The organism is Pseudonocardia kujensis (assembly GCF_021283305.1).
In the GTDB taxonomy this organism is placed as follows: domain Bacteria; phylum Actinomycetota; class Actinomycetes; order Mycobacteriales; family Pseudonocardiaceae; genus Pseudonocardia; species Pseudonocardia kujensis.
Genome location: NZ_JAJSOK010000005.1, coordinates 83540 through 99649, shown reverse-complemented (window position 1 = coordinate 99649; position 16110 = coordinate 83540). Strand labels below are relative to the sequence as shown.

Here is a 16110-nt window from a genome sequence, read left to right as displayed (position 1 = left end):
GGGAGCGGTTCGCACCGCGTCAGGCCGATCCTCCGAGATGCTCGCGCGCCCAGGTGTCGAAGCTGGTGAGCGGGATGCCGAGGTCCCTTGCGTACTGCGGACGCCCCGGCTGCTCAGCGACGTTGAGCCACTCGTGCCCTGCGCCCATCGCCGGCATCCCGGCGGCAAGGGCCTCCTCCTCCGTCATGTCCGGCGCGGACAGCGGGACGCCTAGTGCCTCGGACAGCACCTCCGCAACCTCCGTCATCGACAGGTGGTCGCTGGCGAACTCGAGCTCGACCTCGTCGAACCGCTCCGGTGCGGCGATGGCGGCCGCGGCGGCCGAGCCGATGTCCTGCACGGCCACCAGGGCCAGTCGGGTTCGAGGTTTCACGACGCTGACCAGGCCGCCCTCGATACCGCGTGGGAACAGGAAGGCCATGGACGGCAGGAAGTTGTCCATGAAGAAGCCCGGCTTGAGCAGGGTCCAATGGGGGAAACCGGCGGTGCGGACCCGGTCCTGGATCGCGGTCTTGGCTCCCAAGGTGGGTTCCATCGAGGTCCAGCGGCCCTCGGCCCAGCCGGGGGTGTCGGTGTGCTGTCCGGCCCCGGTCACGGAGGTGTGCACGAACTGCATCACGCCGGCGGCCTTCGCGGCCTCGATGAGGTTGACGCCCTGGGCCACCTCCCCGGCGAAGTCGAACCCCTCGGGGGTGAACTCGGGCATCTGGACGGAGAAGACGGCGCGGGCGCCCTCGGCGGCCAGGACGAGCGAGTCGCGGTCGCGGAGGTCGCCGGTCACGAGCTCGGCCCCGAGCGCCTCGACGGCCTTGGCGTGGTCGGTGGCCGGGTCGCGCACCAGGGCGCGCACGGGCACGCCCATCGCGAGCAGCGCCCGGGCGGTGGCGCCGCCCTGTCGGCCGGTGGCCCCGGTGACCAGCACGGGTGCGGACGCTCTCGGCACGGGCCTCCTCGAAACGCTAAACGGCGGGGCCCGCCGTTTCCGTCGAGTACGATACGGCGGGCCCCGCCACTTAGCAAGGTCGGAGAACTCTTGGGCGACCACCAGCGCGCCGACGCCCGGCGCAACTACGCGCGCATCCTCGCCGCGGCCGAGCAAGAGGTCGGCGTCCATGGCGCCGGCGCCTCACTGGAGCAGATCGCCCGCACGGCGGGAGTCGGTTCGGCGACCGTGCGCCGCCACTTCCCGACCCGCCGCGCACTGCTGGAGGCGGTGTCGCGTGAACGGATCGAGACCTTGTGCGTCCGCGCGCGTGATCTCGCCGGCGCGGACGACAGCCGGGAAGCACTCTTGGCGTGGCTGGCCGATCTGCTCGCTTACTCCGTGGCCGCCCGGGGGCTGGCGGCTGCGTTGTCCTACGACGACGCCGAGGCGGCCGGGTCCGATCCCGTGGCGAGCTCCTGTGCGGTGCTGATGGAGAAGGCCGCCGGCCCGCTGGTGCGCCGCGCCGTCCGGGACGGCGCGGTGGCGTCGGACGTCACCGTCTCCGACCTGATCGCACTGGTCGTCGGCGTCGTGCTGGCCACGGAGCACCGGGCTCACCCCGCCGCCCAGGCTGAGCGTCTCTTCCAGCTCGCGGTCACGGGCCTGAGCCCGGCGCGCTGACAACGGCCTCGGCGGCTGCCCACCTTCCACCCGCCGGTGGGGTGGGGGGCACTCAGCCGGGCTGCACGGTCTGCAGCAGCGGCAGCAGGTGGTCGCCGAGCCGGACGACCTCGCTGCGGTAGGGCGTGTCCGACAGGACGAAGTGGGTGACGCCGAGGCCCGCGTAGCGCTCCAGGGCGTCGGCGACCTCCCTGAAGGAGCCGACCAGCCAGGTGGTGCCCGCGCCGCCGCCCCCGTGGCGGCCCGGCGCGGTGTAGAGGCAGGTGTCCAGCACGTCACCGCGCGCGGCGAGATCGAGCAGCCGCTGCTGTCCGACGGACCCGCGGTGGCCGTCGATCTGCACCTCGCCGGTCTTCGCCATCTCCGCGACGCGTTCCTCGGCAACGCGCCAGGCCTCGTCCGAGGATTCCCGGGCGACGGTGGTGATCCGCAGCCCGAACTCCAGCGGCGGGTGCGCCCGGCCGAGCCTCTCGGCGAGCGCCTGGAGTCGGTCGACCCGCGCCGCGATGCCTTCCAGGGGCTCGCCCCAGAACAGCTGGACGTCCGCCTCGGTCGCGGACACCTCCTCGGCCTCGGGGGAGGCGCCGCCGAAGTACAGCCGGGGCGGCACGACCGGGCGCGGGACGACCGTGGAGTGCTCGACCCGGTAGAACTCGCCGGTGTAGGTCACGTCCTCCTCGGTCCAGAGCCTGCGGACGACCTGGAGGAACTCGCGGGTTCGGTCGTAGCGCCGCGCGTAGTCGGCCTCTGTGTCGCCGTAGGCGGCCAGGTCGTCCCGCCCGGTGACGACATTGACGAGCACCCGCCCGCCGCTCAGCGCGCTCAGCGTCGCGGTGGCGCTGGCGAAGTGGGCAGGCTGCCAGTAGCCCGGCCGAGCGGCGATCAAGGGGGCGAAGGTGCGGGTCCGCGCCGCGACCGCGGCGGCCAGGGCGAACGTGTCGGGGCGTCCCCATCCCGTGCCGATCAGGGCGCCGCCCCAGCCGTGGTCCTCGGCGGAGCGGGCGAGCTCGACGGAGTAGTCGAGGCTGCCCCAACCGTCGACGGTGTCGTCGCCGCGATGGCCCGGCTGAACCATGTTGGGCAGGTACCAGAGGAAGTCCCGGCGCGGCAGGGGTTCGGGCACGGACGGCCTCCAGGTGGATCGACGGTCCCCGGTCCCGGGCGCACCGGGACCAGGGGCACGGGGTTCAGCCCGCCGGGACGTGCCGGCGCACCCAGTCCACGGCCGTTGTCGCGACCGCGTCCTGGCTCTCGTAGAAGGTGTGGGTGGCGCCGGGGATCACGACGACCTGTGAGCCGGCGGGCAGGAGGTGCTCGCCCTCCGCGGTGATCGCGGCCAGGGCCTGCTCCTGCTCGCCGGTGTCCCCGTGGATCACGAGGACGGGCACGGGCACCGCACCCAGCAGCTCCTCCTGGGTGCCGGTGGCTCCGAGCTTCGGCCGGCGTCGGTTGACGACGACGTGCGTGCGGCTCGGAGAGTCCACCGCCAACGCGACGTCCTCGTCCCGGTACCACGCGGCGAGCTGCTCGGAGTCGAGGAACGGGTACGGTGCGTCGCCGTTGCCCGCCCCGGTCAGCGCCCCCGTCAGGACGAGCGTGCGGACCCGTGGCCGTTGCGGGGCGACCCGCAGCGCGATGGCCGAGCCGAGGCTCTGCCCGTGCAGCACCTGACGGGTGTAGCCGAGCGAGTCGAGATGGTCCAGTCCGGCGTGGGCGTCCGCGAGCAGGTGGTCGGCGTCGACCACCTCCCCCTCGGACTCGCCGAACCCGCTGAGGTCCACGCGCAGGACCGCAAGGCCGAGGGCTGAGTACTCCGCGGCGAGCCGGTCGAAGCGACCGCCGGCCCGTCGGTCGGAGAGAAAGCCGTGCAGGAGCAGGACCGCGGTGTCGGCCGTCCCGGGGGTGAACGTGGCGGCGAGCGACCCGCCCCACCCGCTGGTCAGGCGCAGCTCGGTCTCGGTGCTGGTCATGAGAGCCCCAGGTTCTCACGCAGGGTGGTGCCCTCGTACTCGGTCCGGAACACCCCGAGCTTCTGCAGGTGCGGTACGACGGCCCGGCCGAAGTCGTCGAAGGACCCCGGGAAGTGGGTGGGGGTGATCAGGAACCCGTCGGCGGCGCCCGAGCCGAAGATCTCGGCGAGCTGCTCGGCGACCTGCTCGCCGGTGCCCACGATCTGGGGGGTGAGCTCGCTGGTCGAGAACTCGATGCCCGCCTCCGCGAGGGTGACTCGGTCCCGGCGGGCGCCCAGCAGGGCGTCGAGCTGGGTGATCGCCCTGGCCTCGGTCTGCCCCTCGGTTGCCCGTTCCTCGAGGACGTCGACGTAGCGGGCGGTCAGGTCGACCCCGGTCAGGTCGATGCGGGCGAAGTGACTCAGGAAGGTCGTCCCGGACTCGGGGGTGATCCTGGTCCGCAGGAAGTCCCGTCGAGCCTCGGCGATCTCGCGGGTCTCGCCCACGATGGGCTGCACCGCCGCGAACAGCCGGATCCGCTCGGGATCGCGGCCCGCCGCGCGCGCCTTGGCCCGCAGGTCGTCCTTCTTCGCTCGCAGGTCCGCCCGGGTGCGCTCGATCGCGAAGATCACCTCACCCCAGCGGGCGCCGAACTCGCGGCCCCGCTGCGAGTCGCCCGCCTGGATGATGACCGGGTGGTCCTGCGGGCTCGGCGGCAGGTTCAGCGGCCCGCGCACCGCGACGAAGCGGCCCTTGTAGTCCGGGACGGTGATCCTCGACGGGTCGGCGAAGACGCCGGATTCCTGGTCCTGGACCAGGGCGCCGGGCCCCCAGGACCGCCAGAGGGCGAGGACCGCCTCGACGAACTCGTCCCCGCGGTCGTAGAGCTCGGACCCGGTGAGCTCCTCGGCGTTCGGGAAGTTGAGGTAGTTCGCTGGTCCGTGGGACTGGATGACGTTCCAGGCGACCCGGCCGCCCGACAGGTGGTCCAGGCTGAGCAGCGTGCGGGCCAGGTTGTAGGGCTCGTTGAAGCTGGTGGACAGGGTGACGCCCACGCCGAGGTGGGAGGTGACGGCGGCGATCTGCCCGGCGACCTGGGCGGGATCGTGCTTGATGGCGTTGGAGTGCCCATGCCGGGTGAAGCCCTCGTGGTGGCTGACGGTCTCCGGGATGAAGGCGAGATCGAACTTCGCGGCCTCGAGGCTGCGGGCGGTCTGGTGCAGGAAGTCCCGCCCGAGCCAGTCCCGCGAGGAGTAGGGGTGGCGCCAGGCGCCGGCGTAGTGGCCGCTCGGGAACAGGACGTAGCCGCCGAGGAACAGGTGGCGTTCGGTCATGGTGAGTGCCTCCTTCGAGAGGTCAGGGGGAGACGCGCCCGACGCCCTGGGCGTACAGGTAGCGGTTCGGCTTCGGTGTCCACTGCAGGCCCTTGGACACGACTCCGGTGAACGGCGACGGGTACAGGAAGATCGCGTGGGCCTGGTCGTGGGCGTTCTGCACGGCCTGGTTCACGAGGTCGGTCTTCTCGGCCTCGGTGGTCGCGTTCTGCGCCCGCGTGGTGAGGTCGTCGAACTCCGGAGCGTTCAGGTGACTCTGGATGTGGTCGCTGCGGAAGGGGCCGAAGTTGCCCGTCACGTCGCCTCGGAAGGAGCCGCCCCACATGATGTAGTAGAAGTCCGCGGCCTGGTCGTCCGGCCCGTACTGGCTCTGCAGCCAGGCGGGGAAGGGCTGCTGCTCGATCTTCAGCGTCACTCCCACCTTCGCCCACTGCGCGGCGATAGCCTGGGTGGCGGCGTCCTGCGAGACGTAGGTGCCCGAGGACAGCAGGACGGTCAGCGTGAGCCCGTTCGCGTGTCCGGCCTCGGCGAGGAGCTGCTTGGCCTTCTCGGGGTCGTACGGGTAGGCGGAGACCGCCGCGTTGGGCTGCTGGAACGGGTCGTAGAGGACCTGGCCGGGCAGCGGCGTCACCGCGCCCTGCAGCAGGCTCTTGATGATCGTGTCCTTGTCGGTGGCGTAGTTCAGCGCCTGCCGCACCCGCGGGTCGGCGAGGGGGGTGCCGGTCTTGCGCTCGTTGATCGCGAGGGTGAGCGGCTGGTTGCCGACGCCGAGCACGGTGTCGTAGGTGTCCGAGTTCCGGAACTGGGCGAGGTCGAGCGGGTCGAGGTTGAGGATGAGGTCCTGCTCCCCGGCCCGCAGCGCCGCGACCCGCTGGGCCTCGGAGGCCAGCACCGTGTAGCGGACCTGGGCGAACTGTGGCTTCGGGCCGGCGTAGTAGGGGTTCAGCGACAAGGTGGCGCCGTTCTCCTGGTCGAGGGCGTCGAGCTTGTAGGGGCCGCTGCCGAGCGCCTCGTTGTCGAGGTTGTGCCCGTGGGCGAAGGTCGGCTGGACGATGTAGATGGACCAGAGCCGGCCGGGCAGGTCGAGGGCGGGCTGGGACAGGTTGAACTGAAGTGTGCTGTCGTCGACCTTGGTGACCGAGGTCAGGTACTTGCGCAGGGGTGCCCCCGCGGTGCCCTTGTAGTCCGGGTCGAGCAGCTGCTGGAAGTTCCACACCACGTCGTCGGCGGTCAGCGGGGTTCCGTCGGAGAACTTCGAGTCGGTGCGGATCGTGAACCGCCAGGTCAGCGGATCGACCGTCGTCCAGGAGGTGGCGAGCGAGGGTTGCACGGTGAGGTCCGGCGCGATCTGGGTCAAGGACTCGTAGATCGAGCCGACGATCGAGCCGGAGGAGTCCGGCGACCCGCCCTTGTGCGGGTTGATGCCGGTGATCTGACGCGAGAGCCCGAGCCGGAGGATGTCGCCCGCTCGCGGAGCGGAACCGCCGCCCGCCGCCCCGCCGCAGGCGCTCAGGACGGCGAGGAGGACCGCGGCGGCGGCGCCGACGAGCAAGCGGCGTGGTCTGGTGTTCATTCGTTCGTCTCCGTGGGATCAGGCGAAGGTGCGGCCGGGGACGGCCTCGACCAGCGCTCGGGTGTACGGGTTTTCGGGGTGGTGCAGCACGTCGTCGGTGCGCCCTTGTTCGACGACTCGGCCTTGCCGCAGGACGACCAGGTCCTCGCACAGGTACCGGACCACCGCCAGGTCGTGCGAGATGAACAGGTAGGTCAGGTTCCGCTCGACCCGCAGCCGGGCGAGCAGGCGGAGGATCCGGGCCTGCACGGACAGGTCGAGTGCCGAGACGGGCTCGTCCGCGATGATCAGGGAGGGCTCCGTCGCCAGCGCCCGGGCGATGCCGACCCGCTGCCGTTGCCCGCCGGACAGCTCGGACGGGTGCCGATCGCGGAAGGCCCGGGGGAGCTCGACCTCGTCGAGCAGGGAGTCGATGCGGGCCGCCAGCTCGTGGCGCGAGAGCGCGCGGTGGTGGATCTCCAGCGGCTCGCGCAGGGTCTGGGCGACGGTCAGGCGCGGGTCGAGCGAACTGTACGGGTCCTGGAAGACGTACTGCACCTCCCGCCGCCATCGCCGGCGCTGCTCGCGGGAGTGCCGCGTCAGCGGGGTCCCCTCGTACGAGACCACCCCCGAGTCCGCTCGCTCGAGACCCACCACGATCCGGGCGAGCGTGGTCTTCCCGGACCCGGACTCACCCACCAGACCGATCGCCTGTCCCCTCCTCACGGTCAACCCGACGCCGTCGAGCGCGACGTGCTGGGCACGGCCCGCACTGCTTCGCACCCCGAACGTTCGACGGACGTCCTCGAGGACCAGCTGTGCCGGCTCGTCCGCGGGGTCCTCGGACCCTGCGGCGCGCCCGACGGGCCGCACCGCATCGAGCCGGCCCGGCATCGCGGCCAACAGCTGCCGGGTGTAGTCGTGCCGGGGCTCGCGCAGCACCTCCGCCGTCGAACCGGACTCGACGATCTGCCCTGCGGACATCACGTACACGTCGTCCGTGCGGTCGGCGATCACCCCGATGTCGTGGCTGACCAGCAGCACCCCGAGACCGAGCCGGTCACGCAGCTCGTCGAGGAGATCGAGCACCTGCGCCTGCACGGACACGTCGAGCGCAGTGGTGGGTTCGTCGGCGAGGAGCACCTTCGGATCTCGGGCCAGGGCCATGGCGATGACGACGCGCTGGTTGAGGCCTCCGGACAGTTCGTGCGGGAACGCACCGAGGGTCTTGTGCACGTCGGGGATGCCGACGGCCACCAGCAGCTCGGCCACGCGCTCACGTGCCTGGCGGCGGGTCGTTCCGGCAGGTAGCGCCTCTCGCAGCTGCGCGGCGATGCGCATTCGGGGGTTGAGCGACGCCGTCGGGTTCTGGAAGACCACTCCCACCGACGCGGCGAGATGCGCCCGCGCCTCCTTCTGCGGGAGGCCGGTGACCTCCCGTCCCGCGAGCTCGATGCCGCCGGCCACGACGCGGACGGCCGGGGGCAGGAGCCCCGCGACGGCGAGCGCGGTCAGTGTCTTCCCCGAGCCTGACTCGCCGACGAGTCCCACGGCACGCCCCGCGGGCACCTGCAAGGAGACGCCAGTGACGATCGGATCCAGGGCCCCGCCACCGCGGGGGTCGATCCCGATCGTCAGGCCGGTCAGCTGCAGGACCGGTTCGGCGGCCTCTCCGGGAGCCGCCGCCGAGTCGGTGACGGTGAGCAGGCGTGGCGGGGCGGTCATCGGGCGAGTCCTCTCTCGAGGGCGGGTCCACCGACGAAGCGTTCGGCCAGGCCGTCCCCCAGCAGTTGCAGGCCCACCGCCGTCAGCACGACCGCCAGGCCGGGGAACAGCGCGATCCACGGTGCGGTGAAGATCTGGGCCTGACCTGCCGCGACCATCTGTCCCCAGTCGGGCTCGGGCGGCTGGACGCCCAGGCCGAGGTAGCCGAGGCTCGACTCGAGCAGCAGCGCGGAGGAGGCGTTGAGGGTGAACGCGACCGCGAGCAGCGGCAAGACGCTCGGGACGAGGTGCCGGCGGGCGATGCCGAACCGCCCGGAGCCGACGACCCGTGCCGCCTCGACGTACTGCTGGCGCACCACCGCGCGGGCATGCCCGCGGATCACCCGGAACGTGAGCACCCACGAGCCCAGCACCAGGACGAGCACGATCGGGACGAACGAGTTGCCCACGAAGGAGAGCACGACGATCGCGAGCACGATCGACGGCACCGCCAGCTGGACGTCCGCCAGCCTGCCGGTGAGCGCATCGACCCAGCCGCCGAACAGGGCGCCCAGCAGGGCGAGGGCCAACCCGAGCGCGGAGGCGACGACCGCGGACACCGCCGTGATCGCGAGCGCGGTCCGGCCGCCGAAGACCACCCTGACCAGGACGTCGCGACCCAGCTCGTCGGTGCCCATCACATGGGCGGACGAGGGCGCCTGCAGGATCGCGTCGAAGTTCTGCGCCAAGGGGTCACCGGAGGTCAGCGGGGCGAGCAGGGTGATTCCGACGACGGCGACGAGGATCGCCGCACCGAATCGGCCACCGACCCCGATCGTGCGCCGGTGTCCGGATCGCCGGTCGGGGGGAGATGCAACGACCTCGGGTGGGTCCGGCGGCGTCGTGTCCTCGACGCCCGAAGCCTGGACGAGACTCATGACCGCAACCTCGGTTCCACGATGGCCGCGAGGACGTCGACGACCAGGTTGATCAGGACGAACCCGAGGGAGATCACCAGCACGCAGACGATCACCAACGGGTAGTCGCGGTTCTGGACCGCGTTGACGGACAGCTGGCCGATCCCCGGCCAGCCGAACACGGACTCGGTGACCACGGCGCCGCCGAGCAGGACGCCGGCCTGGATCCCGACGACGTTGAGCGTGGTCCCGAGAGAGTTGGCGATGACGTGGCGCCACGCCAGGGTGTGCCGGGGTAGCCCCTTCGCTCGCGCGGTGCGGATGTGTTCCGCCTGCAGGACGTCGAGCAGTGCGGTGCGGAACACGCGGGCGATGGCCGGGACGAACGCGAAGGCCAACGTCAGCGCCGGCAGCACCAGGCTGGAGGCGTCGCCTGCGCTCGTGACCGGGAACCAACCGAGTTGCACGGCGAACACGATCACCAGCACGATGCCGACGAAGAACGTCGGCACGGACTCGATGCTGACCGCGAGGCCCAGTGGGACCCGGCCGAGCCAGGCCGACCTCGCCGTCGCCGAGAGGTAGCCGACCAGCCCGCCGAGGAGCGCACCGATCAGCAGGCCGGCGAGCCCGAGCGCGAGGCTGGCGGGGATCTTCTCCAGTGCGATGGGCAGCGGATCCCCGCCGTACCGGATCGAGTCCGGGAACGTCCCGCTGAGCACACTCGCCAGGAAGTGCGCGTACTGCACGGGGAGCGGGCGGTCGAAGCCCAGCAGATGGGTCAGTCTCGCGATCTCGTCCGGAGGTGCGTCCGGCGGCACGAGCAGGATGGCGGGATTGCCCGTGGCGTAGAGGGCGAAGAACACGAGGGTGACGGCACCCCAGACAGCGACGAGACCGGTCAGCAGCCGGCCGCCGATGTACCGCCAGCCGACGGGAGCGCGCAGGCGACGGGCGACGGTGGTCCGAGGTGGATCAGTTGGAGCGGGAACGATCGGTGGAACGGACACGTGGATCCTCAGGGCGGGAAGGTGGAGCAGGCCTCGGTGCGGGCAATGTCGGACAGAGGTCGGTCGAGATGTCGTCGAGGCACGGGCGGGCGAATCAGGACGGGTGGCGTCCTCGAACGAGAAGCGCCCGCGCCGAGCGCGCACCTGTGCTGTCGGATCCGGTCGCAAGCGCCGGCCGTACCGGAGGCATGCCGGCGTGCGTCCGCCCGTCGTCGCAGCGTTGCGCACTGGGTGGCGGTCCGGCGGTCTCCTCGCCGTCATTCCGTACGGGTCGACGAGCCGGGTCCGCCGACCAGGGCCCGGGCGAGCGCCGAGGTCTCGCCGTGTGGGCTGGAGGCGGTCGAAGGACGGGGCGTGCGTGGTCACCGGGACCGCGTACGGGCGGTCAGTGCAGCCGACAGCTCGCCGAGTGCACCGTGCCGTGGTCGATGAACCGGCGCTGGGTCAGGCTCCCGGCCCGCACCTCCGTGGGCGCACAGGGTGACACCGTCATCCCTGGACACAAGCCGGGGGAACGTCGACACGGTGTCTGCACACGGAGAGTAGAACCCATCACCATGATGGGTGTCCAACCGCGAATGCTCATCGGAAGCGATAAGCGTACGTGATCGGTCGCGGATCTCGTCAGGAGGTGGTGCGTCGGCCGCGCGGGCCCCGCGGGTCCGGTCAGGTGGACGGCGGAGCGGGAAGCCCGGACGTTCTGCCTGCTGAGCGGCGTGTGCCGGTTCCGTCACTTGCGTGTTCATGCGCTTGACAACCGGAACGGGTGACGGGTTGAGTGCGAGTTGTCCATCCAGAGCGGCCGAGAAACCTGGTTCGACGACGCCGCAGCACCCGCACCGCTCGGTGCGGTGCTTCAGCCGGGAGCGATGAGGGAGCCGTGCTCACGAGGAGCCAGGAAATCTGGTCCCGGCGCCGGCACGTGGACTTCTGCCGCACCGAGGCCGCCCTTTGTCGGTGACGACCAGTGCGTCCGCCCGCCGGCGGTACCGCCGGCCGCACGGATGCCCCGTCGTCCCGATCCTGCGTCCTCCCGGAGCACAGCCATGTCTGCACTCGTTCCTCCCGACCCGACGTTCCCGACGCGCCTCGACGACCGCCACGCCGACCTCGGCGACCGGCTCCTCGCCTCGCTCGAGGCGCTGGTCGAACGGCACCGGAGGCGTTCGACCGGCGACGACACCGCAGACGGCGAACTGGTCGCGGCCGAGGCGGCCCACCGGCACCTGGTGGCCCGCATCGCTTCGCCGCGCATGCGGAGCTGAGGCCGACACCGGGAGCACGTCGCCGCGCTCAATCAGGTCCGAGGCGTACTGACCCGGCTGACGACGAGGGTCAACACATCCGCGTCGACGGCCCGGTCGAGGCGCTGCGCCTCTAGCGGTTGTCGTAGGCCGCGCGGGCGGCGTCGATGTGCGGCAGGTGCGTAATGCTCCACTCGATGAGCGGCGCGGTGGCTTCGCGCAGGGTTCGACCCATCGTGGTCAGCTCGTAGCTGACGTGCGGGGGCATGACGTTGTGGACAGTGCGCGTCAGGATGCCGTCGCGCTCGAGGTCGCGCAGTGTCACGGTCAGCATCCGCTGGCTGATGCCGTCGATGGCCCGCTTGAGCTCGGTGAAGCGCCGCGGTCCGTCCTTGAGCATGCGGACGATCAACAGTGCCCACTTGTCCCCGACGATCCCGAGGACTTCGCGGGCTTGGCACGGGTCCTGCATGGTTACCTCCTGAGAACCAGGGCACCGGAAAGTGCCGTATTGCCGGTGCGCGTCGTGGGGATCACGCTGTTTCGGTTACCAAAGGGTACCGAGGCACGAGGAGGAACCGACGACAATGGCCACCTTTCTGCTGGTGCACGGCGCCTGGCACAGTGGGCGGAGCTGGGACCGAGTGGTACCGCTGCTGGAATCGGCCGGGCACCGGGTGCTCGCGCCGTCGCTGACCGGCTATGGCGACAAGGCGCACCTGCTGGGCCCTGAGGTCGGGCTCGGCACTCACGTCGAGGACGTCGCTGGTCTGATCGAGAGCGAGCGTCTCGACGGCGTCGTGCTCGTCGGGCACAGCTACGCCGGGATGGTCATCTCGGGGGTTGCCAACCGGGTCCCGGAGCGGATTGCGCATCTGGTGTTCCTCGACGCGATGGTCCCCGAGGACGGGGAAACCGCAGTCGATGTCCTTCCGGTCACCAAGCAGCTCATCGACGCCGTGGACGGCTGGCGCGTTCCGCCGATGCCGGAGCAGCCGCCACCCCTCGGCCTGTTCGGGGTCACCGATCCCGACGACGTCGCCTGGTTGCGCTCGATCCTGTCGGACCACCCGGTGCGGTGCCTTGAGGAGCCGGTCAGGTTCGACGCGCCGGCCGCGCGCACGATCCCGCGCACGCACATCCACTGCGTCGGGGGTCGGCCTGCGGCCATCACCCGGCGTCCCGTCCCGGCTGGCGAGCGGGTACGTGAGCTGCCGACCGGCCACGACTGCATGATCACCATGCCCGCCGAACTCACCGGGCTGCTGCTCGAGGCGGCGGCCTGACAACGGCGCCGACATCGGTTCGTGCGGAAGCTCGGGTCGAGTGTGCACGTGCCGGATCGGGGCCATGGCAGCGACCTCGGCGACCTGGGCGGCGTGCTTCCTGGTCGCCCGGCCGCGGCTCGCCACCGCGGCGAGCTGGTCGGTGATCACCGTGGAATGCCTGTTCCCGTTGGCGCTGCTCGGCCTCCGCCCGCTCACCCGTCGGCGCCGGCGCGATCGTAGGCGCCGTGGAGGGGGACCGCCCCTCGGTTCTTGGCGAGGGGATCCGATCCCGTGTCACGGCAGGCCGTCGCCCGGCGGCGGCGTCCGGTGCAAGAGGTGGTCGCCGATCGTGCGGGCTGCGTGGGCGGCGGGATCGTGGCTGGCCACGGTGCGGGCGTTACGCCAGTGACGGTCCAGCCCGGCGGAGGTGAGGGTGGCCGACGCGCCGGCGGCGTCGAAGACGATCGTGGCCGCCCTCTGGGCGGCGCGGTCGGCCGCGACCTTCGCCTGCGTGACCTCGATCGCGGCTGCGGCGAGCTCCTCGGGCGTGCGGTGGCCGGCCGCGGCGTCGAGGGCACGCGCTGCACTGAGCACCACGGAGCGGGCGGTGTAGGCGAGGATGCCGGCCTCGCCGACCGCGGCCTGCACGAAGGGGTCCTCGGCGGCCCGCTCGGCCTCGGCCGTCTGCGCGGTGCGTGGGTTGGCACGGGTGAAGGCGATGATGTCGGAGACCGCGCCCGTGGCGATCCCGGCCGCCACCGCAGCGAGGTGCAGGGCACGGAAGCTGGAGGTCACGGTCGGTCCGGACCGCCCCGGTACGGCGTGCAGCACGTCGGCGGGGTCCACCTCGACGTCGGTGAAGACGGCTGATCCGGTGGCGGTCAGGCGTTGCCCCATTCCCTCCCAGTCGTCCCACAGCTCGATGCCGGGGGCGTCGGCGGGCACGAGGGCCCAGACCGGTCGATCGTCGTCGTCGAGGGCGAGGACGGTGAGGTGGGTGGCGAACAGCCCGCCGGTGGCGTACTGCTTCTCGCCGGTGAGGAGGAGACGCCCCTCCGTGTGCCGCAGTCGGGTGCCCAGGTCGAAGGGCCGAGAGCCGGTGCGTTCGGAGGTCGCCTCGCCGATCAGCATGCCGCGCACGGCGCGGAGCCGGCGGGCGGCGTCGGGGACGTCGGGCTCGAGGAGCCGTTCGACATGAACGAAATGAGCGCGGGTGGCCTGGGCGACGTTGGAGTCGGCCGCGGCGAGTCGCACCACGGTCCGGACGACGTCGGCGATCGACCCGCCTGCCCCGCCGAGGGCGACCGGGACGCGCAGCGAGCCCAGCCCGGAGTCCCGGAAGGCGTGCATCTCGCGGTAGGGCAGGGTGCGCTGTTCCTCGCGGCCGCGTGAGCCTGCCCGGACGCTGTCGGCGAGGGTGGGAAGCACTCGCGTGAGGAGCTCGTGGCGGTCGCTCGTGGCGTGCGGACGACCGGGGGCCTCGCCGTGGCAGGCGCGACGGGTCAGCGGGTCACGGGTGGGCATGGGTCCTTCCGGGGGTGATCGGTCGGCGGTCGGTATGCCGACAGATCGCGCTCGCCTGTCGTCGGAGATCGACGTGGCGGCGCGCCCGGAAGAGCGGCCGAAGGGCCTCGGACGGTGCCATCACTCGGATGGTCGCACGAGCGAGGCGCGCAGCGGAACCGCCCGGCGCGGGCTCGGCCACTGCGCGGTGGGCCGTCGGTCGTGGTCCACCACGGAGCTCCGGCTGCATCTCCCGGTGCCGGATGTCCGAACCTTCCTCCGGCGTCGGCCCTCGATGTTTCTCCTGGTGGGACTGCCCGGGTGGCTGTCCGGACAGGTCCGTGGCCGGTACGGCGGTGGGGCTCACAGATGTCGTTCGGACCCTTGACTCACGTGCGGTCGTGATCCCTAGAGTGACTTCCGGGCCCACGGGCCACACCCATCCAGAGCGGCCGAGAGACCCGGCTCGACGACGCCGCAGCAACCCCCCGTCAGACGGGTGCGGGTGCTACCGCCGGGAGCGATGGAGGAGCGATGTTCGTCGGGGTGCGGCGGCGCCACGTGGATCTCCTGCGCACGGCCAGCGCGGGCTGTCGGCCTCGAGGTGGTCCCGACAGCCCCGGCTGCCGGCGTGAGCCGTCGTAGTCGGTCCACTTCCGCTTCGGAGGAGCACTCCATGACCTGCGCCCCGCCCCCGGGTGCGGCGACGTGAGCGCGTCGTCGCCGTCCGAGGCCGCACCGGCTCCCAGGGCCTCGGCTCCCGCCTCTCAGCGCGGTGCCACCGTCTGGCTGACCGGTCTGCCCAGTGCGGGCAAGTCCACGATCGCGCACGCCTGCGAGCCCAGGCTCCGGGCCCGCGGGTTGCGGGTCGAGGTTGCGCCCGCCAGCGCGTCGGCGAGATCTCCGGCCTCACCGGCGTCGACGACCCCTACGAGGTGCCGCTGGAGCCCGACCTCGTCATCCCCGCCCACGAGCAGCCGGTGGAGAACTCGGTCGCGCTGCTGCTCGCGCACCTGACCGACCGCGGGCTGACGGGCCCGGCCACACCCGAGGAGTCCTTGAGTTGAGCACCGCCCCTGAACCTCCGCCCTTGCTGCCGATCCCGCGGTGGGAGGACGCCGCGATCGCGGTGGCGGCCCCCGGCGCCGGTGCCGGCAACTGGGTGGGGGCCCCGAGCGTCGTCCTCGCCGACGGCGTCTACCACGCCGCCTATCGCTTGCGTGCCCCGTTGGGACACGGCCGCGGCCTGGCCACCGTGCTCGCCCGCTCGACGGACGGGATCCGGTTCACCGAGGTCGCCCGGGTGACCAAGGAACGCTTCGGTGCGGAGTCGCTGGAGCGCCCGGCCCTGGTCCGCACGCCCGAGGGGCGGTGGCGGCTCTACGTCAGTTGTGCCACGCCCGGGAGCAAGCACTGGTGGGTCGACGTCTTGGAGGCCGACGCCCCCGAGGAGCTGGCCGAGGCTCCGCGCCGCACGGTCCTGCCCGGCGACGAGCGGCACGCCGTGAAGGACCCGGTGATCGTCATCGAGGGCGGGCGCTGGCATCTGTGGGCGTCGGTCCATCCGTTGGACGTGCCGGAGCACGAGGACCGGATGACCACCGAGTACTACACCAGCACGGACGGCCTGGCGTGGCGGCACGAGGGCACCGCGCTCGGGCCGCGCGAGGGGCGGTGGGACGCGAGGGGGGTGCGGATCAGCGCGGTCTTCCGGGTCGACGGCCGCTGGGCCGCCACCTACGACGGCCGCGCCACGGCGGCGGAGAACTGGGAGGAGCGGACCGGCCTGGCCTACGCCACCGGGACCCCCGGTGTCTTCACCGCCCAGGGGCACGAGCCGGTCGCGGAGTCGCCCCATGCCGGGCACGGGCTGCGCTACCTCAGCGTGGTGCCACAGGTGGCCGGCGGGTACCGGCTCTACTACGAGGGCACCCGCGAGGACGGGGCGCACGAGCTGCGCACGGAGCTGCTGCTGCCGCCGGTCCGCTCCGCCGATCGGCGCCCGGCGGCGGCGGTCTGAGCC

16 protein-coding genes, 2 pseudogenes and 2 riboswitches are annotated in these 16110 nt (G+C 72.1%); of the genes and pseudogenes, 7 read left to right on the top strand and 11 right to left on the bottom strand.

Annotation, left to right across the window (positions count from 1 at the left end):
• Positions 1 to 19: 19 nt before the first annotated feature.
• Positions 20 to 943: an NmrA family NAD(P)-binding protein gene (locus LWC35_RS05755; RefSeq protein WP_232868837.1), complete on the bottom strand. Its 924-nt coding sequence runs from the start codon at positions 941 to 943 to the stop codon at positions 20 to 22.
• Positions 944 to 1033: 90 nt separating this feature from the next.
• On the opposite strand from LWC35_RS05755, the gene LWC35_RS05750 reads away from it, so the two are divergent.
• Entirely contained in the window at positions 1034 to 1606 is a 573-nt protein-coding gene (locus tag LWC35_RS05750) for a TetR/AcrR family transcriptional regulator (protein ID WP_232868836.1), read from the top strand.
• A gap of 52 nt (positions 1607 to 1658) precedes the next feature.
• Here the strand turns inward: LWC35_RS05750 and LWC35_RS05745 are convergent, their stop codons facing one another.
• The 7 genes from LWC35_RS05745 to LWC35_RS05715 form a co-directional block, all read right to left on the bottom strand.
• Positions 1659 to 2729: an LLM class flavin-dependent oxidoreductase gene (locus LWC35_RS05745; RefSeq protein WP_232868835.1), complete on the bottom strand. Its 1071-nt coding sequence runs from the start codon at positions 2727 to 2729 to the stop codon at positions 1659 to 1661.
• A gap of 64 nt (positions 2730 to 2793) precedes the next feature.
• Positions 2794 to 3576, bottom strand: coding sequence for an alpha/beta hydrolase (locus LWC35_RS05740; RefSeq protein ID WP_232868834.1), 783 nt, complete (start codon positions 3574 to 3576; stop codon positions 2794 to 2796).
• Positions 3573 to 4889 (bottom strand): NtaA/DmoA family FMN-dependent monooxygenase, encoded by a 1317-nt coding sequence (locus LWC35_RS05735; protein ID WP_232868833.1) that lies wholly within the window; start codon positions 4887 to 4889, stop codon positions 3573 to 3575. Before LWC35_RS05735 ends, LWC35_RS05740 begins: the two co-directional genes overlap by 4 nt.
• A gap of 22 nt (positions 4890 to 4911) precedes the next feature.
• Positions 4912 to 6462, bottom strand: a complete 1551-nt coding sequence (locus LWC35_RS05730) for an ABC transporter substrate-binding protein (RefSeq protein WP_232868832.1) — start codon at positions 6460 to 6462, stop codon at positions 4912 to 4914.
• Between the two features lie 18 nt (positions 6463 to 6480).
• Positions 6481 to 8166: a dipeptide ABC transporter ATP-binding protein gene (locus tag LWC35_RS05725; protein WP_232868831.1), complete on the bottom strand. Its 1686-nt coding sequence runs from the start codon at positions 8164 to 8166 to the stop codon at positions 6481 to 6483.
• Positions 8163 to 9083: an ABC transporter permease gene (locus tag LWC35_RS05720; protein WP_232868830.1), complete on the bottom strand. Its 921-nt coding sequence runs from the start codon at positions 9081 to 9083 to the stop codon at positions 8163 to 8165. Before LWC35_RS05720 ends, LWC35_RS05725 begins: the two co-directional genes overlap by 4 nt.
• Positions 9080 to 10072: an ABC transporter permease gene (locus LWC35_RS05715; RefSeq protein ID WP_232868829.1), complete on the bottom strand. Its 993-nt coding sequence runs from the start codon at positions 10070 to 10072 to the stop codon at positions 9080 to 9082. The genes LWC35_RS05720 and LWC35_RS05715 overlap by 4 nt, the downstream gene beginning before the upstream one ends.
• Before the next feature lie 786 nt (positions 10073 to 10858).
• Positions 10859 to 10948, top strand: a riboswitch (SAM riboswitch).
• 170 nt (positions 10949 to 11118) lie between these two features.
• Between LWC35_RS05715 and LWC35_RS05710 the strand changes: the two genes are divergently transcribed.
• On the top strand, positions 11119 to 11337 hold the full coding sequence (locus tag LWC35_RS05710; RefSeq protein ID WP_232868828.1) for a hypothetical protein: 219 nt from the start codon (positions 11119 to 11121) through the stop codon (positions 11335 to 11337).
• 112 nt (positions 11338 to 11449) lie between these two features.
• On the opposite strand, the gene LWC35_RS05705 is transcribed toward LWC35_RS05710, so the two are convergent.
• Entirely contained in the window at positions 11450 to 11788 is a 339-nt protein-coding gene (locus tag LWC35_RS05705; protein WP_232868827.1) for a winged helix-turn-helix transcriptional regulator, read from the bottom strand.
• A 115-nt stretch (positions 11789 to 11903) separates the two neighbouring features.
• Between LWC35_RS05705 and LWC35_RS05700 the strand changes: the two genes are divergently transcribed.
• A complete protein-coding gene (locus tag LWC35_RS05700; RefSeq protein WP_232868931.1) occupies positions 11904 to 12602 on the top strand; it encodes an alpha/beta fold hydrolase in 699 nt (232 codons plus the stop codon).
• A gap of 276 nt (positions 12603 to 12878) precedes the next feature.
• Here LWC35_RS05700 and LWC35_RS05695 read toward each other — a convergent pair whose 3' ends face one another.
• Together LWC35_RS05695 and LWC35_RS40830 are read right to left on the bottom strand one after the other, a co-directional pair.
• A complete protein-coding gene (locus LWC35_RS05695; RefSeq protein WP_232868826.1) occupies positions 12879 to 14108 on the bottom strand; it encodes an acyl-CoA dehydrogenase family protein in 1230 nt (409 codons plus the stop codon).
• Positions 14095 to 14229 carry a putative leader peptide gene (locus tag LWC35_RS40830; RefSeq protein ID WP_372462998.1) on the bottom strand — a complete coding sequence of 45 codons (135 nt, stop codon included), beginning with the start codon at positions 14227 to 14229 and terminating at the stop codon, positions 14095 to 14097. The genes LWC35_RS05695 and LWC35_RS40830 overlap by 14 nt, the downstream gene beginning before the upstream one ends.
• A 294-nt stretch (positions 14230 to 14523) precedes the next feature.
• A riboswitch (SAM riboswitch) is annotated at positions 14524 to 14617 on the top strand.
• 178 nt (positions 14618 to 14795) lie between these two features.
• Here LWC35_RS40830 and LWC35_RS40150 point away from each other — a divergent pair.
• The 4 genes and pseudogenes from LWC35_RS40150 to LWC35_RS05680 all read left to right on the top strand — a co-directional run.
• A pseudogene (locus LWC35_RS40150) lies at positions 14796 to 14915 on the top strand (hypothetical protein); the annotation flags it as partial.
• A pseudogene (locus LWC35_RS05685) lies at positions 14873 to 15013 on the top strand (hypothetical protein); the annotation flags it as partial. The pseudogenes LWC35_RS40150 and LWC35_RS05685, both read left to right, overlap by 43 nt.
• A 9-nt stretch (positions 15014 to 15022) precedes the next feature.
• Positions 15023 to 15154, top strand: coding sequence for a hypothetical protein (locus LWC35_RS39015; RefSeq protein WP_269803700.1), 132 nt, complete (start codon positions 15023 to 15025; stop codon positions 15152 to 15154).
• A complete protein-coding gene (locus LWC35_RS05680) occupies positions 15151 to 16107 on the top strand; it encodes a glycoside hydrolase family protein (RefSeq protein WP_232868825.1) in 957 nt (318 codons plus the stop codon). Before LWC35_RS39015 ends, LWC35_RS05680 begins: the two co-directional genes overlap by 4 nt.
• Positions 16108 to 16110: the final 3 nt, after the last annotated feature.

Coding starts and splice junctions, on each gene's coding strand:
- LWC35_RS05705 (WP_232868827.1), bottom strand. CDS start 11,788: ATGCAGGACCCGTGCCAAGCCCGCGAAGTCCTCGGGATCGTCGGGGAC.
- LWC35_RS05720 (WP_232868830.1), bottom strand. CDS start 9,083: ATGAGTCTCGTCCAGGCTTCGGGCGTCGAGGACACGACGCCGCCGGAC.
- LWC35_RS05710 (WP_232868828.1), top strand. CDS start 11,119: ATGTCTGCACTCGTTCCTCCCGACCCGACGTTCCCGACGCGCCTCGAC.
- LWC35_RS05700 (WP_232868931.1), top strand. CDS start 11,904: ATGGCCACCTTTCTGCTGGTGCACGGCGCCTGGCACAGTGGGCGGAGC.
- LWC35_RS05730 (WP_232868832.1), bottom strand. CDS start 6,462: ATGAACACCAGACCACGCCGCTTGCTCGTCGGCGCCGCCGCCGCGGTC.
- LWC35_RS05740 (WP_232868834.1), bottom strand. CDS start 3,576: ATGACCAGCACCGAGACCGAGCTGCGCCTGACCAGCGGGTGGGGCGGG.
- LWC35_RS05725 (WP_232868831.1), bottom strand. CDS start 8,166: ATGACCGCCCCGCCACGCCTGCTCACCGTCACCGACTCGGCGGCGGCT.
- LWC35_RS05735 (WP_232868833.1), bottom strand. CDS start 4,889: ATGACCGAACGCCACCTGTTCCTCGGCGGCTACGTCCTGTTCCCGAGC.
- LWC35_RS40830 (WP_372462998.1), bottom strand. CDS start 14,229: ATGGCACCGTCCGAGGCCCTTCGGCCGCTCTTCCGGGCGCGCCGCCAC.
- LWC35_RS05695 (WP_232868826.1), bottom strand. CDS start 14,108: ATGCCCACCCGTGACCCGCTGACCCGTCGCGCCTGCCACGGCGAGGCC.